This is a genomic window from Streptomyces pratensis (assembly GCF_037137275.1).
GTDB classification, from domain to species: Bacteria; Actinomycetota; Actinomycetes; order Streptomycetales; family Streptomycetaceae; genus Streptomyces; species Streptomyces pratensis_B.
Genome location: NZ_JBBBEN010000068.1, coordinates 46,243 through 69,299, shown reverse-complemented (window position 1 = coordinate 69,299; position 23,057 = coordinate 46,243). Strand labels below are relative to the sequence as shown.

The 23,057-nt window shown below is 70.9% G+C and carries 20 protein-coding genes; 2 read left to right on the top strand and 18 right to left on the bottom strand.

Features of this window, described 5'->3' with window-relative positions:
* Positions 1-129: 129 nt before the first annotated feature.
* From nuoN to V9U70_RS07010, 14 genes are read right to left on the bottom strand one after another with little or no spacing between them, the layout of a single operon-like run.
* A complete protein-coding gene (gene nuoN / locus V9U70_RS07075) occupies positions 130-1,794 on the bottom strand; it encodes an NADH-quinone oxidoreductase subunit NuoN (protein WP_336673609.1) in 1,665 nt (554 codons plus the stop codon).
* Positions 1,791-3,362 (bottom strand): NADH-quinone oxidoreductase subunit M, encoded by a 1,572-nt coding sequence (locus tag V9U70_RS07070; RefSeq protein ID WP_336673608.1) that lies wholly within the window; start codon positions 3,360-3,362, stop codon positions 1,791-1,793. The genes nuoN and V9U70_RS07070 overlap by 4 nt, the downstream gene beginning before the upstream one ends.
* 4 nt (positions 3,363-3,366) lie before the next feature.
* Positions 3,367-5,262, bottom strand: a complete 1,896-nt coding sequence (gene nuoL / locus V9U70_RS07065; RefSeq protein WP_336673607.1) for an NADH-quinone oxidoreductase subunit L — start codon at positions 5,260-5,262, stop codon at positions 3,367-3,369.
* A 12-nt stretch (positions 5,263-5,274) separates the two neighbouring features.
* Positions 5,275-5,574 carry an NADH-quinone oxidoreductase subunit NuoK gene (gene nuoK, locus V9U70_RS07060; protein ID WP_007451729.1) on the bottom strand — a complete coding sequence of 100 codons (300 nt, stop codon included), beginning with the start codon at positions 5,572-5,574 and terminating at the stop codon, positions 5,275-5,277.
* Positions 5,571-6,437 carry an NADH-quinone oxidoreductase subunit J gene (locus tag V9U70_RS07055; RefSeq protein ID WP_336673606.1) on the bottom strand — a complete coding sequence of 289 codons (867 nt, stop codon included), beginning with the start codon at positions 6,435-6,437 and terminating at the stop codon, positions 5,571-5,573. Before V9U70_RS07055 ends, nuoK begins: the two co-directional genes overlap by 4 nt.
* Entirely contained in the window at positions 6,434-7,123 is a 690-nt protein-coding gene (gene nuoI, locus V9U70_RS07050) for an NADH-quinone oxidoreductase subunit NuoI (protein WP_336673605.1), read from the bottom strand. The genes V9U70_RS07055 and nuoI overlap by 4 nt, the downstream gene beginning before the upstream one ends.
* Complete coding sequence (gene nuoH, locus V9U70_RS07045) at positions 7,116-8,519, bottom strand: NADH-quinone oxidoreductase subunit NuoH (RefSeq protein WP_336673604.1); 1,404 nt, start codon at positions 8,517-8,519, stop codon at positions 7,116-7,118. Before nuoH ends, nuoI begins: the two co-directional genes overlap by 8 nt.
* The gene (locus V9U70_RS07040) at positions 8,516-11,026 is read right to left on the bottom strand and encodes an NADH-quinone oxidoreductase subunit G (RefSeq protein WP_336673603.1); all 2,511 of its coding nucleotides are present in this window, start codon (positions 11,024-11,026) and stop codon (positions 8,516-8,518) included. The genes nuoH and V9U70_RS07040 overlap by 4 nt, the downstream gene beginning before the upstream one ends.
* Positions 11,023-12,387 carry an NADH-quinone oxidoreductase subunit NuoF gene (gene nuoF, locus V9U70_RS07035; protein WP_336673602.1) on the bottom strand — a complete coding sequence of 455 codons (1,365 nt, stop codon included), beginning with the start codon at positions 12,385-12,387 and terminating at the stop codon, positions 11,023-11,025. The genes V9U70_RS07040 and nuoF overlap by 4 nt, the downstream gene beginning before the upstream one ends.
* A complete protein-coding gene (gene nuoE / locus V9U70_RS07030) occupies positions 12,387-13,211 on the bottom strand; it encodes an NADH-quinone oxidoreductase subunit NuoE (RefSeq protein WP_336673601.1) in 825 nt (274 codons plus the stop codon). Before nuoE ends, nuoF begins: the two co-directional genes overlap by 1 nt.
* A gap of 29 nt (positions 13,212-13,240) precedes the next feature.
* A complete protein-coding gene (locus V9U70_RS07025; RefSeq protein WP_336673600.1) occupies positions 13,241-14,563 on the bottom strand; it encodes an NADH-quinone oxidoreductase subunit D in 1,323 nt (440 codons plus the stop codon).
* A complete protein-coding gene (locus V9U70_RS07020) occupies positions 14,563-15,288 on the bottom strand; it encodes an NADH-quinone oxidoreductase subunit C (RefSeq protein ID WP_336673599.1) in 726 nt (241 codons plus the stop codon). Before V9U70_RS07020 ends, V9U70_RS07025 begins: the two co-directional genes overlap by 1 nt.
* Positions 15,285-15,839 carry a NuoB/complex I 20 kDa subunit family protein gene (locus tag V9U70_RS07015; RefSeq protein WP_336673598.1) on the bottom strand — a complete coding sequence of 185 codons (555 nt, stop codon included), beginning with the start codon at positions 15,837-15,839 and terminating at the stop codon, positions 15,285-15,287. Before V9U70_RS07015 ends, V9U70_RS07020 begins: the two co-directional genes overlap by 4 nt.
* Positions 15,840-15,857: 18 nt before the next feature.
* Complete coding sequence (locus V9U70_RS07010; RefSeq protein ID WP_003967084.1) at positions 15,858-16,217, bottom strand: NADH-quinone oxidoreductase subunit A; 360 nt, start codon at positions 16,215-16,217, stop codon at positions 15,858-15,860.
* Positions 16,218-17,053: 836 nt separating this feature from the next.
* Between V9U70_RS07010 and V9U70_RS07005 the strand changes: the two genes are divergently transcribed.
* Complete coding sequence (locus V9U70_RS07005; RefSeq protein WP_336673597.1) at positions 17,054-17,941, top strand: C40 family peptidase; 888 nt, start codon at positions 17,054-17,056, stop codon at positions 17,939-17,941.
* 22 nt (positions 17,942-17,963) lie between these two features.
* On the opposite strand, the gene V9U70_RS07000 is transcribed toward V9U70_RS07005, so the two are convergent.
* From V9U70_RS07000 to V9U70_RS06990, 3 genes are all read right to left on the bottom strand, one after another.
* The gene (locus V9U70_RS07000; protein ID WP_336673596.1) at positions 17,964-19,166 is read right to left on the bottom strand and encodes a Cmx/CmrA family chloramphenicol efflux MFS transporter; all 1,203 of its coding nucleotides are present in this window, start codon (positions 19,164-19,166) and stop codon (positions 17,964-17,966) included.
* A 383-nt stretch (positions 19,167-19,549) separates the two neighbouring features.
* On the bottom strand, positions 19,550-19,777 hold the full coding sequence (locus V9U70_RS06995; protein ID WP_336673595.1) for a hypothetical protein: 228 nt from the start codon (positions 19,775-19,777) through the stop codon (positions 19,550-19,552).
* 385 nt (positions 19,778-20,162) lie between these two features.
* Entirely contained in the window at positions 20,163-21,446 is a 1,284-nt protein-coding gene (locus V9U70_RS06990) for a geranylgeranyl reductase family protein (protein ID WP_336673594.1), read from the bottom strand.
* Positions 21,447-21,542: 96 nt separating this feature from the next.
* On the opposite strand from V9U70_RS06990, the gene V9U70_RS06985 reads away from it, so the two are divergent.
* Entirely contained in the window at positions 21,543-22,070 is a 528-nt protein-coding gene (locus V9U70_RS06985; protein WP_336673593.1) for a GNAT family N-acetyltransferase, read from the top strand.
* Between the two features lie 15 nt (positions 22,071-22,085).
* Here V9U70_RS06985 and V9U70_RS06980 read toward each other — a convergent pair whose 3' ends face one another.
* On the bottom strand, positions 22,086-22,778 hold the full coding sequence (locus V9U70_RS06980; RefSeq protein WP_336673592.1) for a demethylmenaquinone methyltransferase: 693 nt from the start codon (positions 22,776-22,778) through the stop codon (positions 22,086-22,088).
* Positions 22,779-23,057: the final 279 nt, after the last annotated feature.

Genomic DNA, 23,057 nt, shown 5'->3' with positions numbered 1-23,057 from the left:
GAGGTCCGCACGCCCCGGCCCTGCCTGTCCTGACCCGTCCCCGACCACGATAGGCGGCTCCTACGACAGCGCCGGACGGCCCTGTGGATATCGGACCGTCCGGCGCTGCCGTCACCTCTGCCGCGCGGGCTACCGCACGAAGACCCCCGCCTGGCTCGCCAGGTCCAGGAAGTACTGCGGGGCCAGGCCCAGCACCAGGGTGACGGCGACGCCGACCGCGATCGTCGTCATGGTCAGCGGGGACGGGACGGCGACCGTGGGGCCGTCCGCCTTCGGCTCGCTGAAGAACATGAGGACGATCACACGGACGTAGAAGAACGCGGCGACGGCCGAGGAGAGCACACCGACGACGACGAGCCCGCCGGCCCCGCCCTCCGCGGCCGCCTTGAACACCGCGAACTTCCCGGAGAACCCGGAGGTCAGCGGGATGCCGGCGAAGGCCAGCAAGAACACCGCGAAGACCGCCGCGACCAGCGGCGAGCGGCGGCCGAGCCCGGCCCACTTCGACAGGTGCGTGGCCTCGCCGCCCGCGTCCCGCACCAGCGTGACGACGGCGAACGCGCCGACGGTCACGAAGGAGTAGGCCGCGAGGTAGAAGAGGACCGAGGAGATGCCCTCCGGGCTGGCCGCGATGACGCCCGCGAGGATGAAGCCCGCGTGCGCGATCGAGGAGTAGGCCAGCAGCCGCTTGATGTCGGTCTGGGTGATCGCGACGATCGCGCCGCCCAGCATCGTGACGATGGCCACCGCCCACATCACCGGCCGCAGGTCCCAGGTGAGGCCCGGCAGCGCCACGTACAGCAGACGCAGCAGGGCGCCGAACGCGGCGACCTTCGTCGCCGCGGCCATGAAGCCGGTGACCGGGGTCGGAGCGCCCTGGTAGACGTCGGGGGTCCACATGTGGAACGGGACAGCGCCGACCTTGAAGAGCAGGCCGGTCAGGATCATCGCCCCGCCGATGAGCAGCAGCGCGTCGTTGCCCATGGTGTCGGCGAGGGCCGGGTCGATCTCCAGGACCGAGCCGTCGACGACGTTGGCGATGGTGGCGTACGACAGGGAGCCCGCGTAGCCGTAGAGGAGGGCGATCCCGAAGAGCAGGAACGCCGAGGAGAACGCGCCGAGCAGGAAGTACTTCACGGCCGCCTCCTGCGACATCAGCCGCTTGCGGCGGGCGACGGCGCACAGGAGGTAGAGCGGGAGCGAGAAGACCTCCAGCGCGATGAAGAGGGTCAGCAGGTCGTTGGCGGCCGGGAATACCAGCAGACCCGCCACCGAGAAGAGGAGGAGCGGGAAGACCTCGGTGGTGGCGAAACCGGCCCGGACGGCGGCCTTCTCGCTCTCGCTGCCGGGCACGGCCCCCGGCTGGGCCGCGAAGGAGTCGACCCGCCTGCCGTGGGCAGTGGGGTCGAGCCGGCGCTCGGCGAAGGTGAAGACCGCCACCATGGCGACCAGCAGGATGGTGCCCTGGAGGAAGAGGGTGGGACCGTCGATCGCGATGGCGCCCATGGCCGCGATCTGCGCCTTGGTGGTGCCGTATCCTCCGGCCGCGAGGCCGACGATCGCGGCGAACGCGGCGGCGATCGCCACCACGGTCATGACGAGCTGGGTGTGGTAGCGGGCCCGGCGCGGCACGAAGGCCTCGGCCAGGATGCCCAGGACGGCGACGCCCACGATGATCAGGACGGGCGCGAGCTGGGCGTACTCGATCTTCGGCGCCGAGAACGAGTCGCCCGGCGCCGCCGATGTCACCCCGCTCGCCGTCGTCCACAGACTGTGGACAGCTGTTGCGCTCACTTGGCGGCCTCCACCTCGGGCTGGGGGTCCTTCTTCTGTACGTCGGACATGGTGTGCTCCACCGCCGGGTTGACGACCTCGGTGAGCGGCTTCGGGAAGACGCCCAGGAAGATCAGCACGGCGATCAGCGGAAGCGCGACCGCCAGCTCCCGGGCCTTGAGGTCCGGCATGCCCTGGACCGGGGCCTGCACCGGCCCGGTCATCGTGCGCTGGTAGAGGACCAGGACGTAGATCGCGGCGAGCACGATGCCGGAGGTGGCGATGACACCGGCCACCGGATAGGCGCTGAACGTGCCGACCAGGACCAGGAACTCACTGACGAACGGGGCGAGTCCCGGCAGCGACAGCGTGGCGAGCCCGCCGATGAGGAACGTCCCGGCCAGCACCGGGGCGACCTTCTGCACCCCGCCGTAGTCCGCGATGAGCCGCGAACCGCGCCGGGTGATGAGGAATCCGGCGACCAGCAGCAGTGCGGCCGTCGAGATGCCGTGGTTGACCATGTAGAGCGTGGCGCCCGACTGGCCCTGGCTGGTCATCGCGAAGATGCCCAGGACGATGAAGCCGAAGTGCGAGATCGAGGCGTAGGCGATGAGCCGCTTGATGTCGCGCTGACCGATCGCCAGCAGCGCCCCGTACACGATGGAGACCAGGGCCAGGGCGATGATCACCGGGGTGGCCCAGGTGCTGGCCTCCGGGAAGAGGCCGAGGCAGAAGCGGAGCATCGCGAACGTGCCGACCTTGTCGACGATCGCGGTGATCAGCACCGCGACGGGGGCGGTGGTCTCGCCCATCGCGTTGGGCAGCCAGGTGTGCAGCGGCCACAGCGGGGCCTTCACCGCGAAGGCGAAGAAGAACCCGAGGAACAGCCACCGCTCGGTGCTGGTCGCCATCTCCAGGGAACCGTCGGCGCGGGCCTCGACGATCTCGGAGAGCGAGAAGCTGCCCGCGACCACATAGAGGCCGATGACCGCGGCCAGCATGATCAGCCCGCCGGCCAGGTTGTACAGGAGGAACTTGACCGCCGCGTACGAGCGCTGCGCCGCGGCGTTCTCGTCGGTGCCCGCGTGGGCCCGGTCGCCGAAGCCGCCGATGAGGAAGTACATCGGGATGAGCATGGCTTCGAACAGGATGTAGAAGAGGAACACGTCGGTCGCGACGAACGACAGGATCACCATGGCCTCGACCATGAGGATCAGGGCGAAGAACCCCTGGGTCGGACGCCAGCGCGAGGACGCGGTCTCCTGGGGGTCGGCGTCGTGCCAGCCCGCCACGATGACGAACGGGATCAGCAGGGCGGTGAGGCCGAGGAGGGCCACCCCGATGCCGTCGACGCCGAGCTCGTAGCGGACGCCGAAGTCGGCGATCCAGGCACGGGACTCGGTGAGCTGGTAGCGGTCGCCGCCCGGTTCGAAGCGGGCGAAGACGATGCCCGCCAGGACGAGCGTGCCCAGCGAGAAGGCCAGCGCGAGCCATTTGGCGACGGTGCGCCGCGCCGCGGGGACGGCGGCCGTGGCGATGGCCCCGAGAGCCGGGAGCGCCGCCGTCGCGGTCAGGAGGGGAAAGGACATGGGATCAGACCGCCCTCATCAGCAGGGTCGCGGCGATGACGACCGCCGCACCGCCGAACATCGAGACCGCGTAGGTGCGGGCGTAGCCGGTCTGCAGCTTGCGCAGCCGGCCGGAGAGCCCGCCGACCGAAGCGGCCGTGCCGTTGACGACGCCGTCGACCAGGGAGTGGTCCACGTAGACCAGCGAGCGGGTGAGGTGCTCGCCGCCGCGGACCAGTACCACGTGGTTGACGTCGTCCTGGAGAAGATCGCGGCGGGCGGCCCGGGTGAGGACCGAGCCGCGCGGGGCGACAGCCGGCACGGGCTTGCGCCCGTACATCGACCAGGCGATCGCGACGCCGACGACGAGGGCCACCACGGTGGCTCCGGTGACCGCCGCCGCGCTCAGCGGGGCGTGTCCGTGGTCGTATCCCGTGACGGGCTCCAGCCAGGTGACGAAGCGGTCGCCGATCGCGAAGAAGCCGCCGGCGAACACCGAGCCCACGGCCAGCACGATCATCGGGATCGTCATCGACTTCGGGGACTCGTGCGGATGCGGCTCACGGCCCTCGGCGTCGGGCTGCCAGCGCTTCTCGCCGAAGAACGTCATCAGCATCACGCGCGTCATGTAGAAGGCGGTGATCGCGGCGCCCAGCAGGGCCACGGAGCCGAGAATCCAGCCCTCGGTCCCGCCCTTGGCGAAGGCCGCCTCGATGATCTTGTCCTTGGAGAAGAACCCGGAGAGGCCGGGGAAGCCGATGATCGCCAGATAGCCGAGGCCGAACGTGACGAAGGTGACCGGCAGGTACTTCCGCAGGCCGCCGTACCTGCGCATGTCGACCTCGTCGTTCATGCCGTGCATGACGGACCCCGCGCCGAGGAAGAGCCCGGCCTTGAAGAAGCCGTGCGTCACCAGGTGCATGATCGCGAAGGCGTAGCCGATGGGGCCGAGGCCCGCGGCCAGGATCATGTAGCCGATCTGCGACATCGTGGAGCCGGCCAGCGCCTTCTTGATGTCGTCCTTGGCGCAACCGACGACCGCACCGAAGATCAACGTGACCGCGCCGACGATGACGACGACGAGCTGGGCGTCCGGAGCGCCGTTGAAGATGGCGCCGGAGCGGACGATCAGATACACGCCGGCGGTGACCATGGTCGCGGCGTGGATGAGGGCGGAGACCGGGGTCGGGCCCTCCATCGCGTCGCCGAGCCAGGACTGGAGCGGCACCTGGGCCGACTTGCCGCAGGCGGCCAGCAGCAGCATCAGGCCGATGGCCGTGAGCTTGCCCTCGCCCGCCTCGCCGGCCGACTCCAGCACCGGCCCGAAGGCGAAGGTGCCGAAGGTGGTGAACATCAGCATGATCGCGATCGACAGGCCCACGTCGCCGACCCGGTTGACCAGGAAGGCCTTCTTCGCGGCGGTGGCCGCGCTGGGCTTGTGCTGCCAGAAGCCGATGAGCAGGTACGACGCCAGGCCGACGCCCTCCCACCCGACGTACAGCAGGAGGTAGTTGTCGGCGATGACCAGGATCAGCATCGCCGCGAGGAACAGGTTGAGGTAGCCGAAGAAGCGGCGCCTGCGCTCGTCGTGCTCCATGTAGCCGATGGAGTACAGGTGGATCAGCGTGCCCACACCGGTGATGAGCAGGACGAACGTCATCGACAGCTGGTCGAGCTGGAAGGCGATGTCGGCCTGGAAGCCCTCCACCGGAATCCAGCTGAACAGGTGCTGGTGCAGGGCGCGGTCCTCCGCGCCCTTCCCCAGCATGTCGGCGAACAGGACGAGGCCGACGGCGAAGGAGGCGGCGGCGAGGACGGTGCCGATCCAGTGTCCGGCCGCGTCCAGCCGGCGTCCGCCGGAGAGCAGCACCGCCGCTCCGAGCAGGGGCGCCGCGACGAGCAGCGCAATCAGGTTCTCCACGTTTCCGACCCCTTACAGCTTCATCAGGCTGGCGTCGTCGACCGAGGCCGAGTGGCGGGAGCGGAACAGCGACACGATGATCGCGAGTCCGACGACGACTTCCGCGGCGGCGACGACCATCGTGAAGAACGCGACGATCTGCCCGTCGAGGTTGCCGTGCATCCGGGAGAACGTGACGAGCGCCAGATTGCAGGCGTTGAGCATCAGCTCGACGCACATGAACACCACGATCGCGTTCCGCCGGATCAGCACCCCGGAGGCGCCGATCGCGAACAGCAGGGCCGCGAGGTAGAGGTAGTTGACCGGGTTCACTGAGCGGCCTCCGAGTTCTCCGCCGCGGGACCGGGGGCGGCGCCCCGGGCCACGACGTCCGCGTCCTCACGGTCGAGCCGCTCCCCGGAGCGCTGCTCCAGGGCCTTGAGGTCGGCGAGGGACTTCTGCGAGACGTCGCGGATCTGGCCGCGCTCGCGCAGGGTCTTCATGACGGTCAGCTCGGACGCCGTGCCGTCGGGCAGCAGCCCCGCGATGTCCACCGCGTTGTGCCGGGCGTAGACGCCGGGGGCGGGCAGCGGCGGGAGGTGCTTGCCGCGGACGCGCTCCTCGGACATCTCTCGCTGGGTCTTGGCCCGCTCGGTGCGTTCCCGGTGGGTGAGCACCATCGCGCCGACGGTCGCGGTGATGAGGAGGGCGCCGGTGATCTCGAACGCGAAGACGTACTTCGTGAAGATGAGGTTGGCGAGGCCCTCGACGTTGCCGCCGTGCCGGGCGTTGGCCGCTCCGAGCCCGTTGAACGTGGACAGGGAGGCGTTGCCGATGCCCGCGATCAGCAGGATGCCGAAGCCGAGGGCACAGCCCAGGGCCATCCAGCGCTGCCCCTTGAGGGTCTCCTTGAGGGAGTCCGCCGCGGTGACGCCGACGAGCATGACGACGAAGAGGAACAGCATCATGATGGCGCCGGTGTAGACGACGACCTGGACGATGCCGAGGAAGTACGCCCCGTTGGCGAGGTAGAAGACGGCCAGGACCACCATGGTCCCGGCGAGCGACAGGGCGCTGTGCACGGACTTCTTCATCAGGACCGTGGAGAGCGCGCCGATCACGGCGACGGTGCCCAGAATCCAGAACTGGACGGCCTCGCCGGTCGAGGTGGCGGTGGCTGCGGCCAGCGTGTTCACGCGCCCACCCCCTTGTCCTGCCGGGCGTTCCCGTCCTCGGTGATGACCACGGAGGCTTCGGGCTCCTCGCCCTCGCCCTCCCCCTTGGACACGGCCCTCTGGCGAGCCGTGCCGGGGGCGGCCTCGGTGACCACGCCCCGGTAGTAGTCCTGTTCGTCCATGCCCGGGTAGATCGCGTGCGGGCTGTCGACCATGCCTTCCTCCAGGCCCGCGAGCAGCTCGTCCTTGGTGTAGATGAGGCTTTCGCGGGTGGTGTTGGCCAGCTCGAACTCGTTGGTCATCGTCAGCGCCCGGGTGGGGCACGCCTCGATGCACAGACCGCACAGGATGCAGCGCGCGTAGTTGATCTGGTAGACGCGGCCGTAGCGCTCGCCCGGGGAGTAGCGCTCCTCCTCGGTGTTGTCCGCGCCCTCCACGTAGATGGCGTCCGCCGGGCAGGCCCAGGCGCACAGCTCGCAGCCGACGCACTTCTCCAGGCCGTCCGGATGACGGTTGAGCTGGTGGCGGCCGTGGAAGCGGGGCGCCGTGACCTTCGGCGTCTCCGGATACTGCTCGGTGAGCCGCTTCTTGAACATGGCCTTGAAGGTCACGCCGAAGCCGGCCACGGGGTTCTGGAACTTCTCCCCCGGCTCCCCCGAGGCTCCAGCGGACCCCGATGAGCCCGTGAGCTCTGGTTTCTCAGACACCGCCGGCCTCCTTTCCGTCACTCGCGTTTCCGTCACTCTGAGTATCCGGCCCACCACTGACAACGAGCTCCCGCTCCCGCCGCGGGCTGCGCCTGGGCACCGGGGGCAGGGTCTGTCCGGGCAGCGGGGGCACCGGGAACCCGCCCGCCATGGGGTCGAAGGCCGGTTCGGGTCCGGCCGCTTCCGTCTCGGCCCGGGACCTGCGGTCGCGGAACATGTCGACGAGGAAGGAGACCAGCAGGACCGCGATCACGGCCGCGCCGACGTACAGGACGATCCGGGAGAAGTCGTAGCCCTCGTTGCGCAGGGCCCGCACGGTGGCCACGAGCATCAGCCAGACCACCGAGACCGGGATGAGGACCTTCCAGCCGAGCTTCATCAGCTGGTCGTAGCGGACCCGCGGCAGGGTGCCGCGCAGCCAGATGAAGAAGAAGATGAGCACCTGGAGCTTGAGGAAGAACCACAGCATCGGCCACCAGCCGTGGTTCGCCCCCTCCCAGAACGCGGAGACCGGGTACGGGGCCCGCCAGCCGCCCAGGAACATCGTCACCGCGATCATCGACACGGTCACCATGTGGATGTACTCGGCGAGCATGAACATCGCGAACTTGATGGAGCTGTACTCGGTGTTGAAGCCGCCGACCAGGTCGCCCTCGGACTCCGGCATGTCGAACGGGGCCCGGCTCGCCTCGCCGACCATCGTCACCATGTAGATGATGAAGGAGAGCGGCAGCAGGATGACGTACCAGCGGTCCGCCTGCGCCTCGACGATCGCCGAGGTCGACATCGTCCCGGAGTAGAGGAACACCGAGGCGAAGGCGGCGCCCATGGCGATCTCGTAGCTGATCATCTGGGCACAGGAGCGGATGCCGCCGAGCAGCGGGTACGTCGATCCGGAGGACCAGCCTCCGAGGACGAACCCGTACACCCCGACCGCGCCGACGGCGAGGATGTAGAGCGCGGCGATCGGCAGGTCGGTCAGCTGCATCGTGGTGCGCTGGCCGAAGATCGAGACCTCGTTGCCCGCCGGGCCGAAGGGGATGACCGCGACGGCCATGAAGGCGGGGATCGCCGCCAGGATCGGCGCGAGGACGTAGACCGCCTTGTCCGCGCGCTTGACGATCACATCCTCCTTCAGCATCAGCTTGACGCCGTCGGCGAGCGACTGGAGCAGGCCCCAGGGGCCGTGCCGGTTGGGGCCGACCCGCAGCTGCATCCAGGCGACGACCTTGCGCTCCCACACGATGGAGAACAGCACGATCAGCATCAGGAAGGCGAAGCAGAAGACCGCCTTGACGAGGACGAGCCACCAGGGGTCGGTGCCGAACATCGAGAGATCCTCGGCGGCGAGGACGGCGCGTTCGGGCGCCGTCGTGAGTGCGGTGAGGCCAGTCACGCTCGTACCTCCGATGGGACGACGGGAGCACCCGGTGCGGCGGCGGGGCCGATCCGTACCAGGCCGCCGGGGTTCGCGCCGGTGTCGGCGGGGATGCCGCGCCCGACCGAGTTCAGCGGCACCCAGACCACCCGGTCCGGCATGTCGCTGACCACGAGGGGGAGTTCGACGGTGCCGGCCGGCCCGGTGACGGCGAGCAGTTCGCCGTCCCGGACGCCGGACTCGGCGGCGGTGGCGGCCGAGAGCCGGGCGACGGCCGCGTGCCGGGTCCCGGCGAGGGCGGTGTCGCCCTCCTGGAGCCGGCCGAGGTCGAGCAGCATCCGGTGGCCGGCGAGGACCGCCTCGCCGTCACCGGGCCGGGGCAGCGGCCGCGCCGCTTCGCGCGGGTCGTCCGCGTGCCCGCCCGCCCAGCCGCCGAGCCGGTCCAGCTCGCGACGGGCGGCGGTCAGGTCCGGCAGCGCGAAGTGCACGTCCATGGCGTCGGCCAGCATGTGCAGCACACGGGAGTCCGTCGGCGCGAGCGTCCGGGGCATCTGCTCGGGCTTCAGCGCGGCCCGGAACATCCGGGCCCGGCCCTCCCAGTTGAGGAAGGTGCCGGACTTCTCCGGGACCGCGGCGACCGGGAAGACCACGTCGGCCCGGTCGGTGACCTCGCTCGGCCGCAGCTCCAGCGAGACCAGGAAGCCGACCCCGTCCAGGGCCTCCCGTGCGCGGGCCGGGTCCGGCAGGTCGTCGACCCCGACACCGGCGACCAGCAGCGCGCCCAGCTCGCCGGTGGCGGCGGCCTCGACGATCTGGCCGGTGTCGCGGCCGTGGCGGGAGGGCAGCTCGGCGACGCGCCACAGCTGCGCCACCTCGTCCCGGGCCCGCGGGTCGGTGGCCGGACGGCCGCCCGGCAGCAGCGAGGGCAGCGCGCCGGTCTCCACCGCGCCCCGGTCGCCGGCCCGGCGCGGAATCCACACCAGGCGTGCGCCGGTGGCGGCGGCCGTACGCACGGCGGCGGACAGGGCTCCGGGAACCCCGGCCAGCCGCTCACCGACGATGATCAGGGAGTTCTCCGCGCGCAGGGCGTCGGCGGCCGCGGCCCCCTCGGCCTCCAGGCCGACGCCGCCCGCGAGCGCGTCCAGCCACTCGGTCTCGGTGCCGGGGGCGGCGGGCAGCAGCGTGCCGCCCGCCTTCACCAGGCCGCGCGTGGCGTGCGAGGCGAGCGAGAAGGTCCGCTGTCCGCTCTTGCGGTGGGCCTTGCGCAGCCGCAGGAAGACCCCGGGGGCCTCTTCCTCCGACTCGAACCCGACGAGCAGGACCGCGGGAGCCTTCTCCAGCGCGGTGTAGGTGACCCCCTCGCCGTCCAGGTCCCGGCCGCGTCCGGCGACGCGGGCGGCCAGGAAGTCGGCCTCCTCCGCGCTGTGGACCCTGGAGCGGAAGTCGATGTCGTTGGTGTCGAGGGCGACCCGCGCGAACTTGCTGTACGCGTAGGAGTCCTCGACGGTCAGCCGGCCGCCGGTCAGGACGCCGGTACGGCCGCGGGCGGCGAGGAGCCCGGCCGCGGCGGCGGCCAGCGCCTCGGGCCAGCTCGCCGGCTCCAGGACGCCGTCGGCGCCCCGGACCAGCGGGGTGGTGAGGCGGTCACGCTGCTGGGCGTAACGGAAGCCGAACCTCCCCTTGTCGCAGATCCACTCCTCGTTGACCTCGGGGTCGTTGGCCGCCAGGCGGCGCATGACCTTGCCGCGCCGGTGGTCGGTCCGGGTGGCGCAGCCGCCCGCGCAGTGCTCGCACACCGAGGGGGTGGAGACCAGGTCGAAGGGGCGGGAGCGGAAGCGGTACGCCGCAGAGGTCAGCGCGCCGACCGGGCAGATCTGGATGGTGTTGCCGGAGAAGTACGACTCGAAGGGGTCGCCCACACCGGTGCCGACCTGCTGGAGCGCGCCGCGCTCGATCAGCTCGATCATCGGGTCGCCCGCCACCTGGTTGGAGAACCGGGTGCAGCGCGCGCACAGCACGCACCGCTCGCGGTCCAGCAGCACCTGGGTGGAGATCGGCACGGGCTTCTCGAAGGTCCGCTTCTTGCCGTCGAAGCGGGAGTCGGAGCCGCCGTGCGACATCGCCTGGTTCTGCAGCGGGCACTCGCCGCCCTTGTCGCAGACGGGGCAGTCCAGCGGGTGGTTGATCAGCAGCAGCTCCATCACGCCCTTCTGCGCCTTCTCGGCGACGGGCGAGGTGATCTGCGACTTGACGACCATGCCGTCGGTGCAGGTGATGGTGCAGGAGGCCATCGGCTTGCGCTGGCCCTCGACCTCGACGATGCACTGCCGGCAGGCGCCGGCCGGGTCGAGGAGCGGATGGTCGCAGAAGCGCGGGATCTCGATGCCCAGGAGCTCGGCGGCCCGGATGACCAGGGTTCCCTTGGGGACGCTGATCTCGACGCCGTCGATGGTCAGCGTGACGAGGTCCTCGGGCGGAACGGCCGCCTCGCCGCCCCCGGAGGGCGCACTCGTGGTGACTGTCATGCGTTCACCCCCCGGTGAGCGTTCTTGTCGTCGGCCCAGGCCGTGGACCGGGCGGGGTCGAAGGGGCAGCCCTTGCCGGTGATGTGCTGCTCGTACTCCTCGCGGAAGTACATGAGCGAGGAGAAGATCGGCGAGGCCGCTCCGTCTCCGAGGGCGCAGAAGGACTTGCCGTTGATGTTGTCGGCGATGTCGTTGAGCTTGTCGAGGTCGGCCATCTCTCCCTTGCCGGCCTCGATGTCACGGAGCAACTGGACCAGCCAGTAGGTCCCCTCGCGACAGGGTGTGCACTTGCCGCAGGACTCGTGGGCGTAGAACTCGGTCCAGCGGGTGACGGCCCGCACGACGCAGGTCGTCTCGTCGAAGCACTGGAGCGCCTTGGTGCCGAGCATCGACCCGGCCGCCCCGACGCCCTCGTAGTCGAGGGGGATGTCGAGGTGCTCCTCTGTGAGCATCGGGGTGGAGGAGCCGCCCGGGGTCCAGAACTTGAGCCGGTGCCCGGCCCGGATGCCGCCGCTCATCTCCAGGAGCTGGCGGAGCGTGATGCCGAGAGGGGCCTCGTACTGGCCGGGGCTGGTGACGTGGCCGCTGAGCGAGTAGAGCGTGAAGCCCGGGGACTTCTCGCTGCCCATGGACCTGAACCAGTCCTTGCCCTTGTTCAGGATCGCGGGAACCGAGGCGATGGACTCGACGTTGTTCACCACAGTGGGGCAGGCGTACAGACCGGCGACCGCGGGGAAGGGGGGCCGCAGCCGGGGCTGGCCACGCCGCCCTTCGAGGGAGTCGAGCAGCGCCGTCTCCTCACCGCAGATGTAGGCGCCGGCGCCGGCGTGCACGGTGAGTTCCAGGTCGAGCCCTGAGCCGAGGATGTCCGTCCCCAGGTAGCCCGCCTCGTATGCCTCGCGGACGGCCTCGTGCAGACGTCGCAGCACGGGGACGACCTCGCCGCGCAGGTAGATGAAGGCGTGCGACGAGCGGATCGCGTAGCAGGCGATCACGATGCCCTCGATGAGGCTGTGCGGGTTGGCGAAGAGGAGCGGGATGTCCTTGCAGGTCCCCGGCTCCGACTCGTCGGCGTTGACGACCAGGTAGTGCGGTTTGCCGTCGCCCTGCGGGATGAACTGCCACTTCATCCCGGTCGGGAAGCCCGCGCCGCCGCGTCCGCGCAGACCGGAGTCCTTGACGTACGCGATGAGGTCGTCGGGGTCCATGGCGAGCGCCTTGCGCAGGCCCTCGTAGCCCTCGTGGCGGCGGTAGGTGTCCAGCGTCCAGGACTCGGGCTGGTCCCAGAAGGAGGACAGGACGGGCGAGAGCAGCTTCTCGGGGCTCGTCCCGTTGTGGTCGATCTCGGCGGCCAAGGTCATCACTCCCCCTCCTCGGCTGCGGGCCCGGCCGGGTGCTCCGGGTCGGAGGCCGAGGTCTGCTGCGGTGCGTCGTGCGAGCTGAGGTGCTCGGACGGCGAAGGATCGTGCGGCTGCGGTTCGTTCACGCGTTCGCCGCGCGGAGAGACGACGCGGGTGCGGGGCGACGCCTCGCCCTTGGCGAGCTTCAGCCCGACGAGGGAGGCGGGGCCCGCGCCGCCGGACGCCTCGACGGCTCCGGGGCGCTCGTCGGGGAAGCCGGCCAGGATGCGGGCGGTCTCCTTGTACGAGCAGAGCGGGGCGCCGCGGGTGGGCTCGACGGTCCGGCCGGCGATCAGGTCGTCGACGAGCCGCGTGGCGCTCTCGGGCGTCTGGTTGTCGAAGAACTCCCAGTTGACCATGACGACGGGGGCGAAGTCGCAGGCCGCGTTGCACTCGATGTGTTCGAGGGTGACCTTGCCGTCCTCGGTCGTCTCGTCGTTGCCGACCCCGAGGTGCTCCTTGAGCGTGTCGAAGATGGCGTCGCCGCCCATCACCGCGCACAGGGTGTTGGTGCAGACGCCGACCTGGTAGTCGCCGCCGGCCCTGCGCCGGTACATGGTGTAGAAGGTCGCGACGGCCGTGACCTCCGCGGTGGTGAGGTCGAGCGTCTCCGCGCAGAAGGCGATGCCCGTACGGGAGACGTACCCCTCCTCCGACTGCACGAGGTGCAGCAGCGGCAGGAGGGCGGAGCGGCTGCCGGGGTAGCGGGCGAGCACCTCCTTCGCGTCCGCGTCGAGCCGGGCGCGCACCTCGGCCGGGTAGGGGGCGGGGGGGAGCTGCGGCATCCCCAGACTGACGTCTTGGCGTGATGCGGTCACCGGTCGACGCCTCCCATCACGGGGTCGATGGACGCGACGGCGACGATGACGTCGGCGACCTGGCCGCCTTCGCACATCGCCGCCATGGCCTGGAGGTTGGTGAAGGACGGGTCGCGGAAGTGGACCCGGTAGGGGCGGGTGCCGCCGTCGGACACGACGTGCACGCCGAGTTCGCCCTTGGGGGACTCGAGGGCGGTGTACACCTGCCCGACCGGGACCCGGAAGCCCTCGGTCACCAGCTTGAAGTGGTGGATCAGGGCTTCCATGGAGGTGCCCATGATGTTCCTGATGTGGTCGAGCGAGTTGCCGAGGCCGTCCGGCCCCAGGGCGAGCTGGGCGGGCCAGGCGATCTTCTTGTCGGCGACCATGACCGGGCCGGGCTCCAGCCGGTCGATGCACTGCTCGATGATCCGCAGCGACTGGCGCATCTCCTCCAGCCGGACGAGGAAGCGCCCGTAGGAGTCGCAGGTGTCGGCGGTGGGGACCTCGAAGTCGTAGGTCTCGTAGCCGCAGTACGGGTTGCTCTTGCGCAGGTCGTGCGGCAGGCCGGCGGAGCGCAGCACCGGGCCGGTCGCGCCCAGCGCCATGCAGCCGGTGAGGTCGAGGTAGCCGACGTCCTGCATCCGGGCCTTGAAGATGGGGTTGCCGGTGGCGAGCTTGTCGTACTCCGGCAGGTTCTTCTTCATGGTCCTGACGAACTCGCGCAGCTGGTCGACCGTCCCGGGAGGCAGGTCCTGGGCGAGGCCGCCGGGGCGGACGAACGCGTGGTTCATCCGCAGTCCGGTGATCAGCTCGAAGAGGTCGAGGACGAGTTCGCGGTCGCGGAAGCCGTAGATCATGATCGTGGTCGCGCCGAGCTCCATGCCGCCGGTGGCGACGCACACCAGGTGCGAGGCGAGCCGGTTGAGCTCCATGAGCAGGACGCGCAGGACGGTGGCCCGCTCGGGGACCTGGTCCTCGATGCCGAGAAGCTTCTCCACGCCCAGGCAGTACGCCGTCTCGTTGAAGAACGGCGTCAGGTAGTCCATCCGCGTGACGAAGGTGGTGCCCTGCGTCCAGTTGCGGAATTCGAGGTTCTTCTCGATGCCGGTGTGGAGGTAGCCGATGCCGCAGCGGGCCTCGGTGACCGTCTCGCCGTCGATCTCCAGGATCAGCCGCAGCACGCCGTGGGTGGACGGGTGCTGCGGGCCCATGTTGACGATGATGCGCTCGTCGTCGGACTTGGCGGCGGATTCGACGACCTCGTCCCAGTCGCCGCCGGTGACGGTGTAGACGGTCCCCTCGGTCGTGGCACGGGGTGTTGCACGGGGAGTGGTCATCAGGAGTACGACCTCCGCTGGTCCGGAGCCGGGATCTGGGCGCCCTTGTACTCGACGGCGATGCCGCCGAGCGGGTAGTCCTTGCGCTGCGGGAAGCCCTGCCAGTCGTCCGGCATCATGATCCGGGTCAGGGCCGGGTGCCCGTCGAAGACGAGCCCGAAGAAGTCGTACGCCTCGCGCTCGTGCCAGTCGTTGGTCGGGTAGACCTCGACGAGGGACGGCACGTGCGGGTCGCTGTCCGGAGCGGACACCTCCACCCGGATCAGCCGTCCGTGGGTGAGGGAGCGCAGGTGGTAGACCGCGTGCAGCTCGCGGCCCTTGTCCCCGGGGAAGTGGACCCCGCTGACGCCCGTGCAGAGCTCGAAGCGCAGCGCGGGGTCGTCGCGCAGGGTTCGGGCGACCTGGACCAGGTGCTCGCGGGCGATGTGGAAGGTCAGCTCGTCGCGGTCGACGACCGTCTTCTCGATGGCGTTCTCGGGGAGCAGGTCCTGTTCCTCCAGGGCCCCTTCGAGCTCGTCGGCCACCTCGTCGAACCAGCCGCCGTAGGGCCGGGAGGAGGCGCCCGGCAGGGCGACGGTGCGCACGAGTCCGCCGTAGCCGGAGGTGTCGCCGCCGTTGTTCGCGCCGAACATGCCCCTGCGTACGCCGATGACCTCGCCGGAGGTCTCGCGCGGGGCGGGTACGGCGTTGTCGTCGCGCTCGTCGCCGTGGTTCTGGTCGTTCACCGCAGCAGCCCCTTCATCTCGATCAGGGGCAGCGCCTTGAGGGCGGCTTCCTCCGCCTCGCGGGCGGCCTCCTCCGCGTTGACCCCGAGCTTGGAGTCCTGGATCTTCTGGTGGAGCTTGAGGATGGCGTCCAGCAGCATCTCGGGGCGCGGCGGACAGCCCGGCAGATAGATGTCGACCGGGACGATGTGGTCGACGCCCTGCACGATGGCGTAGTTGTTGAACATGCCGCCCGAAGACGCGCACACCCCCATGGAGATGACCCACTTGGGGTTCGGCATCTGGTCGTAGACCTGCCGCAGGACGGGCGCCATCTTCTGGCTCACCCGTCCCGCGACGATCATCAGGTCCGCCTGCCGCGGCGATCCGCGGAAGACCTCCATCCCGAACCGGGCCAGGTCGTAGCGGCCCGCGCCGGTCGTCATCATCTCGATGGCGCAGCAGGCGAGTCCGAACGTGGCCGGGAAGACGGAGGACTTCCGCACCCAGCCCGCGGCCTGTTCGACCGTGGTCAGAACGAAGCCGCTCGGCAGTTTCTCTTCGAGTCCCATGGTGTGCCCCTCAGCCCCTCAGTCCCATTCCAGGCCGCCGCGACGCCAGACGTACGCGTAGGCGACGAAGACGGTGAGCACGAAGAGCAGCATCTCCACGAGCCCGAAAATCCCCAGGGCGTCGAAGGAGACCGCCCAGGGATAGAGGAAGACGATCTCGATGTCGAAGACGATGAAAAGCATCGCCGTCAGGTAGTACTTGATGGGAAAGCGGCCGCCTCCGGCCGGCGTCGGCGTGGGTTCGATACCGCACTCGTACGCTTCCAGCTTTGCCCGGTTGTACCGCTTGGGGCCGATAAGCGTGGCCATGACCACGGAAAAGATCGCAAACCCTGCCCCGAGGGCGCCGAGCACGAGGATGGGCGCGTAAGCATTCACGCTCCTCGCTCCTTCCAGTCGTCCTTGACCGTTGGACCGCATCGGGCGACCGGCTCGCCACCTCACCAAGATCGTGCACATGTGAGGCAGTTCACAAGCCCGACTGCCCCGCATCCTATGCCCGTCACCCTGTGATCTGCGACACGGGGTGCGACAACGTCTTTGTGATCTCCACCACCTGACGAAGGATCATGAAGTCGTATGAGCGGTGATCTTCGTACGCGAAGCGGCCGAGTGATCACGAGACGTGACATTCGACGGCGTTACCGCTGGTCAAAGACGTGGTGCGCTATCAATAGGAGGCCCGTACAAGCAAATTCGCGGTGGATGCGCCGGGGATGATATGGCCACCGCCCCTCGCCCGGCAGGCCCCCGGCCCCGGCCGGGACCGCCGTCGAAACCTCACCCGGACGAGGGGCGCCGAGAGCCGAGGGGGACATGTGCACGCATTCACGAACTTCCGGATCACGCTCCGGACCCACCCCGGACCGACCGCCGCCCGCCCCGCCGCCCCGACCCGTCGCGCGCCGGAACGCGACGCCGCACACGGCCGCGAGGGTTGCCTGCCACGACGGACCCGCACTGTGACCTGCGCCACAGCTGTCACCCCCTCAGAAAATGGGGCTTGGCCATCGGTGTGAACAGATGGTAAGCGGCGGGCAATTCGGGCGTATTGCCGAAAGGCCGTGATCACGGGCCTGGTCAGACCTGCCCGTTTTGCCCGTTACGGCGTCAATAAGGGGCCCTGGAAAGCGGATTCGGAGATTCCGAACGTAACTGTGTCGCAACACACGTTTCTTGATGGGACCCCTACACCCCTGATAGCGCTAGTACTCATGTCCCACACCGCTCACATACCCAGCCACCGGAAGCCCCGTCAGCGCACCTCGACATCGACGCTGCGCGCCGGAGTCGCCGGTGGCGTCCTCAGCACCATCGCCGTCGCGGGCGCGGCCGGTCCGGCTCAGGCCGAGCCGGTGGCCCAGACGCTGGAGATGCCCACCATCACCTCGGGGCTCTCCACCGCCGTGGCCGCCTCCGCGCAGGCCACGCACCAGGTCGCCCTCGACCTGGAGACCCAGGCCGAGCAGGACGCCGCGGCCGAGAGCGCCGCGAAGAAGGCCAAGAAGGCGAAGGCCGAGGCCGTCCGCAAGGCCGAGGCCCAGAAGAAGGCCGAAGCCGCCGCCAAGGCCCGCGCGGAAGCGCAGGCGAAGGCGGAGGCAGAGGAGCGTGCCGAGCGCGCCTCCCGCACCGCCGCGCGCACCACGCTCAGCGCCTCCTCCGGCTCCGCGGGCGCCTCCTCGGGCAGCTCCTCCTCGAGCAGCTCCGCCTCCGCTCCCTCGTCCGCACCCTCGTCCTCGAACGCCACCGGCGCCGCGGCATCGGTCGTGGCGTTCGCCAAGGCCCAGGTCGGCGACGCGTACGTGTCCGGTGGCACCGGCCCCAACGCGTGGGACTGCTCCGGCCTGGTCCAGGCCGCGTACCGCTCGGTGGGCGTCGACCTTCCGCGCGTCTCGCAGTCCCAGTCGACCGCCGGCGCCCAGGTCTCCCTGAACAACCTCCAGCCCGGCGACATCCTGTACTGGGGCGGCGCGGGCAGCGCGTACCACGTGGCGATCTACGTGGGCGGCGGCCAGTTCGTCGGTGCGCAGAACTCCAGCACCGGCACGGTGCAGCGCTCGATGGACTACGACCGGCCCTCCGGCGCGGTCCGCGTTCTCTGACGCACCCGCACATGTCTCCGGCTCACGGGCGCCTGCGGGCGCCCGTGGCCTCGGCCGAGGGCCGCCGCTCCCCCGCTCGGGAGCGGCGGCCCTCCGTCGTTCCCGCGGCGAGAAGGAGCGCGAGGGCCGTCAGCAGGGCGCTGACCCAGGCGGGCGCCCGGAAGCCCAGCCCCGCGTCCAGGGCCAGCCCGCCCGCCCACGGGCCCGCCGCCGCCCCCAGGTTGAACGCGGTCGTGCAGAACGCGCCGGCCAGCGTCGGCGCTCCGGGGGCCAGCCCGAGGACCCGGGTGATGAGCGCGGTGCCCGTCCCGAAGGCGAGCATGCCGAGAACCGGGATCAGGGCCAGCGCCAGGAGCGGGCTGCCCGCCGTCCGAGCGAGCGCGGCCCACCCGAGGGCGAGGGCGGTCATGCCCACCGCGATGACGGCCGCCGGACGCGCGTCGGCGAACCGGCCCGCCACCGTGACCCCGAGGAACGAGCCCGCCCCGAAAAGCGCCAGGGCCGCCGGCACCCACCCCGCGCCCAGCCCGGTCTCCCGGGTGAGGAGCGGTTGCAGATAGGAGAAGGTGCAGAAGGTCGCCCCCTGGACGAGGGCCATCGTGACCAGGGTCGGCCGCAGTCGCGGACCGGTGAGCGCGCGCAGCTCGTCCCGTACGGGGGCGGGCCCGGTCCCGGCCCCCCGGCCGCCCGGGACGCCGAGGAGGATCGCGAGGGCGGCGGGGAGGGAGACCAGGGCGACCGCCCAGAACGCCGACCGCCACCCCCACTGCTCTCCCAGCACCGCGCCGGCCGGCACGCCCACCACGCAGGCGACCGTGACCCCGCCGACCACCACGGCGGTGGCCCGGCCCTTCAGCCCGGCGGGGACGAGCGCGACCGCCGTCGTCAGGGCCACCGCCCAGAAGCCCGCGTTGGCCAGGGCCCCGACGAGCCGGGTCGCCAGGAGGACGCCGTAGTGCGGGGTGAGCGCTCCGGTCACATGGACGGCGACGAACACCCCGAGGAAGACCAGCAGCGCCCGTCGGCGCGGCCAGGTGCGGCTGGAGAGCGCCATCAGGGGCGCGCCGACGACCATCCCGACCGCGAAGGCGGAGGTGAGGAGGCCGGCGGCGGAGAGGGAGACGTTCAGGTCTGCGGCGATGCCCGAGACGAGCCCGGACAGCATGAACTCCGAGGTGCCCTGGGCGAAGACCGCGAGCCCGAGGACGTAGACAGCGAATGGCATGGGTGTGAAGCCCCTTGGACGACAACCGTCGGTGGACAGACAGGCCGAAGTGCGGGGATGCGGGCCGCGCGGGCCCGTCGGCCGGGGCCGGCGGGGAGCGACGCGGAGGAGTGCCCGGCCGTCGTCGGCGGGGGCACGGACCCCGCGTACGGCGGTGTGTCAGCGCGTACGCGAGGGGGAACGGCCCGGAACCCGCGGTGATCCGGCGGCAGAACCGTACGAAGGGCGGCCGGCGGCCCCGAAGGGCGGTCGGCGACGCTCACTCAGCAGGAACACGGCCGCCGGCGCACCGGCGGCCGGAGTCTGTCGGACTCGGGGCTGGACATGGCGGGGAGCCTACCGGTGGGGCCGCGCGGGCTCCACCGGTTTTCCGGGCGCGGGGGTCAGCGGCGGCGGGGGCGGCGGTTCGTCCGCTCGGGCTCCCTGGCAGAGGTGGTGGGGGCGGGCGGCGCGTCGTACGGGAACTCCAGGTCCTCGTCGTCGTCCGTCGCCGTCGGGTCCGCGGCGAAGCTGGGCTCCAGGAAGAGCCCGTGGTGCTGGGGCGCCGCGGCGGCGTCCGGGACGGCCGTCTCCGGGCGTGCGGACTTCCGGGGCAGGGATGCGGTGGTCATGGCTGTCTGTCCTTGGGGTCGAGCAGCGCTGTATCGGCTTGTTCCGTACCCCGCTGGCCTGCGTTCGGGTGAGCGTGCGTCAAGAGAATTCGTACGCGCCGCGTGCCGCCGCTGGGGGCGGGGCGGGGCGCGGGCCCGGTCCGGGAACAGCCCGACGACCGGGGGAGACGCACAAATCATCGCACACGATCACGTGCGGGGCCGAGGATTACGCCCCGGCCGGGGCGGGAGCGGGGTCGCGCGGGGCGGCACGGAGGGGGCCGGGGAGCCGCCGGACGGCCCCGTCCTGCGCGGCGGGCGGCCCGGGGCGGGCGGGCCGCCGCGCGCCCGCCCGTACGGCGGCCCGGAGGGGGCCGCGCCGCCCCCCGCGCGCCGCACGTACGGGTCAGGCCTTGGGGGCGACCTTCGAGAGGCCGTTGATGATGCGGTCCATGGCGTCGCCGCCCGTCGGGTCGGTCAGGTTGGCCAGCATCTTGAGCGTGAACTTCATCAACAGCGGGTGGGTCAGGCCGCGCTGGGTGGCAACCTTCATGACCTTCGGGTTGCCGATCAGCTTCACGAAGGCGCGGCCCATCGTGTAGTAGCCGCCGTAGGTCTCCTTGAGGACCTTCGGGTAGTTGTTCAGGGCCAGTTCGCGCTGCGCGGGGGTGGCGCGGGCGTGGGCCTGGACGATGACGTCGGCGGCGATCTGGCCCGACTCCATGGCGTACGCGATGCCCTCGCCGTTGAACGGGTTGACCATGCCGCCCGCGTCGCCGACCAGCAGCAGGCCCTTGGTGTAGTGCGGCTGCCGGTTGAAGGCCATCGGGAGCGCCGCGCCGCGGATCGGCATCGTCATGTTCTCCGGGGTGTACCCCCACTCCTCCGGCATCGAGGCGCACCAGGCCTTGAGCACCTCGCGCCAGTCCAGCTCCTTGAAGGCGGAGGAGGAGTTGAGGATGCCGAGGCCGACGTTGGAGGTGCCGTCGCCCATGCCGAAGATCCAGCCGTAGCCGGGCAGCAGCCGGTCCTCGGCCCCGCGCCGGTCCCACAGCTCCAGCCAGGACTCCAGGTAGTCGTCGTCGTGGCGGGGCGAGGTGAAGTACGTCCGCACGGCGACGCCCATGGGGCGGTCCTCGCGGCGGTGCAGCCCCATCGCGAGGGAGAGCCGGGTGGAGTTGCCGTCGGCGGCGACGACGAGGGGGGCGTGGAAGGTGACCGGGGTCTTCTCCTCGCCGAGCCTGGCCTCGACGCCGATGATGCGGCCGGTGCGCTCGTCCTTGACGGGCGCGCCCACGTTGCAGCGCTCGTACAGCCGGGCCCCGGCCTTCTGCGCCTGGCGGGCCAGCTGCTCGTCGAAGTCGTCGCGCTTGCGGACCAGCCCGTAGTCCGGGTAGGAGGCGAGTTCCGGCCAGTCCAACTGGAGCCGTACGCCGCCGCCGATGATGCGCAGGCCCTTGTTCCGCAGCCAGCCGGCCTCCTCGGAGATGTCGATCCCCATGGCGACGAGCTGCTTGGTGGCGCGGGGGGTGAGACCGTCGCCGCAGACCTTCTCCCGCGGAAAGGCGGTCTTCTCCAGCAGCAGGACGTCGAGTCCCGCGTTGGCGAGGTGGTACGCGGTCGCGGAGCCGGCTGGGCCCGCTCCGACGACGATCACGTCCGCGCTGTGCTCGGAGAGGGGCTCGCTCACGGTCGGATCTCCCGAAGACTCGAATTCGCATGCCGCGCGGCACCGGACCCGTGCAGTCTATGGGGGCCTGCAGACCAACCCTCGAAGGGCTCCCTCATGTCGACAGCACCTGTCTCGCCTCCCGCCTCGGCCCCCGCGATACGCCTGCGCGTTCCGACGGACGAGGACGCCCTGACCTGGCATCGGACGTTCGACGACCCGGAGGTCATGGAGTACTTCGGCGGGCGCAGCTCCGAACTCTCCGCGTACGAGGAGCTCACCGCACGGCAGCGGCGGCACGACGCGGAGCTCGGCTACTGCCTGTGGACCGTCACGGACGAGCGGGACACCGTGCTCGGTTTCACCGGTGCGCAGCCGTGGCCGCACACGCACTACGGGCCGGTGGGCGCCACCGAGATCGGCTGGCGGCTGGGGCGGGCGGCGTGGGGACGCGGGTACGCCACCGCCGCCGCGCGCACCACGCTGGAGCGGGTGCGGGCGGCCGGGGTGAGCGAGGTCGTCGCGCTGGTCGACGTCCGTAACGCCCGGTCGATCGCGGTCGCGGAACGGCTCGGGATGCGGCGGGCCGAGTCGTACGCCACGCCGCGCGGGCGGGAGGCGTGCTGCTTCCGGCTGGAGCTCTGAGCCGCCGGACGTGCGTCAGGCGCGGGTGGCCCGGTGCAGGGCCACCACGCCGCCGGTCAGGTTGCGCCAGGCCACCTTCGACCAGCCGGCCTTCTGGAGCAGTGCGGCGAGGGCGCTCTGGTCGGGCCATTCCCGGATCGACTCGGCGAGGTAGACGTAGGCGTCCGGGTTGGACGACACCGCGCGGGCGGTCGGCGGCAGCGCCCGCATGAGGTACTCCGTGTAGACCGTGCGGAACGGGGCCCAGGTGGGCTGGGAGAACTCGCAGATGACGACCCGGCCGCCGGGCTTCGTCACCCGGTACAGCTCGCGCAGCGCGGCGTCGGTGTCCTGGATGTTGCGCAGCCCGAAGGAGATCGTGACCGTGTCGAAGGTCTCGTCCCTGAACGGCAGCTTCGTCCCGTCGCCGGCGGTGAACGGCATCCACGGGTGGCGTTCCTTGCCGACCCTGAGCATGCCGAGCGAGAAGTCGCACGGCACCACGTAGGCGCCCGCCCGCACGAAGGGCTGCGAGGAGGTGGCGGTGCCCGCGGCCAGGTCCAGGATCTTCTGGGCGGGGCGGGCGTCGACCGCCGCCGCGACCGCCTTGCGCCACAGCCGGGCCTGGCCGAGCGAGAGCACGTCGTTGGTCAGGTCGTAGTTGGCCGCCACGTCGTCGAACATCGAGGCGACTTCGTGCGGCTGCTTGTCCAGGGAGGCTCGGGTCACCCTCCCATTCAAGCAGCCCGGCCCCGGCCGGCCCCGCCCGGTGGCGGTGCGCGTCAGCGGGGGCGGAGCCCACCACGGAGAGCGTGTTCGAGACCGCCGCGCAGGCAGTCGAACTGATCTTTACTATTCTTCAACCTTTTCGGCACACGCTTGCTCAGTAAGAGGTGGGGACCGCCCAGGGGCGGCCACCGCGCCCTTCCCGGAACCGACGGAGCCACGGACCGCCATGCCCAGCCCCACCGCCGCATCTTCCCCGCCGCCGACCGAGGCCGAGCGGAC

Bases quoted from the DNA above. Each gene is read 5' to 3' on its own strand.
- V9U70_RS07070 (WP_336673608.1), bottom strand. From the start codon at position 3,362: ATGTCCTTTCCCCTCCTGACCGCGACGGCGGCGCTCCCGGCTCTCGGG.
- V9U70_RS07040 (WP_336673603.1), bottom strand. From the start codon at position 11,026: ATGACAGTCACCACGAGTGCGCCCTCCGGGGGCGGCGAGGCGGCCGTT.
- nuoF (WP_336673602.1), bottom strand. From the start codon at position 12,387: ATGACCTTGGCCGCCGAGATCGACCACAACGGGACGAGCCCCGAGAAG.
- nuoE (WP_336673601.1), bottom strand. From the start codon at position 13,211: ATGCCGCAGCTCCCCCCCGCCCCCTACCCGGCCGAGGTGCGCGCCCGG.
- V9U70_RS07025 (WP_336673600.1), bottom strand. From the start codon at position 14,563: ATGACCACTCCCCGTGCAACACCCCGTGCCACGACCGAGGGGACCGTC.
- V9U70_RS07015 (WP_336673598.1), bottom strand. From the start codon at position 15,839: ATGGGACTCGAAGAGAAACTGCCGAGCGGCTTCGTTCTGACCACGGTC.
- V9U70_RS07005 (WP_336673597.1), top strand. From the start codon at position 17,054: ATGTCCCACACCGCTCACATACCCAGCCACCGGAAGCCCCGTCAGCGC.
- V9U70_RS07000 (WP_336673596.1), bottom strand. From the start codon at position 19,166: ATGCCATTCGCTGTCTACGTCCTCGGGCTCGCGGTCTTCGCCCAGGGC.
- V9U70_RS06995 (WP_336673595.1), bottom strand. From the start codon at position 19,777: ATGACCACCGCATCCCTGCCCCGGAAGTCCGCACGCCCGGAGACGGCC.
- V9U70_RS06985 (WP_336673593.1), top strand. From the start codon at position 21,543: ATGTCGACAGCACCTGTCTCGCCTCCCGCCTCGGCCCCCGCGATACGC.